At 65.0% G+C, this 554-nt stretch carries 1 protein-coding gene; it reads left to right on the forward strand.

Annotated features, from left to right (window positions below):
• Positions 1–8: 8 nt before the first annotated feature.
• Positions 9–554: proton-conducting transporter membrane subunit (locus K9U40_RS23320; protein WP_282892448.1), on the forward strand; the 546-nt coding region annotated here is incomplete at its 3' end.

Genomic DNA, 554 nt, shown 5'->3' on the forward strand with positions numbered 1-554 from the left:
TGCAGGGCATGTACGCGAGCAGCGGCAACACGTTCTACGGCTTCGGCAACATGGTCGTGAGCGACGCCATGGGCAACTGGCTCAAGTGCTTCGCCACCATCACCGTGATGGTGACGCTGGTCTACGGCCGTCCCTACGCGGCGGACCGCGGCATGCTGCGCGGCGGCGAGCTGTTCACGCTCTCGATGTTCATGCTGCTCGGCGTGTTCGTCATGGTGTCGGGCAACAACTTCCTCGTGATCTACCTGGGTCTGGAACTGCTCACGCTCTCCAGCTACGCGCTGGTGGCGCTGCGCCGCGACCACACGACGGCCACCGAAGCCGCCATGAAGTACTTCGTGCTCGGCGCGATGGCCAGCGGCTTCCTGCTCTACGGCCTCTCGATGCTGTACGGCGCCACCGGCTCGCTGGACATCGGCCAGGTCTTCAAGGCCGTGAACTCGGGCCAGATCCGCCACCAGGTGCTGGTGTTCGGCCTCGTGTTCGTCGTGGCCGGCCTCGCGTTCAAGATCGGCGCCGTGCCGTTCCACATGTGGATTCCGGACGTCTACCAC

It is taken from the genome of Xanthobacter autotrophicus, from assembly GCF_030015065.1.
GTDB lineage: Bacteria > Pseudomonadota > Alphaproteobacteria > Rhizobiales > Xanthobacteraceae > Xanthobacter > Xanthobacter autotrophicus_D.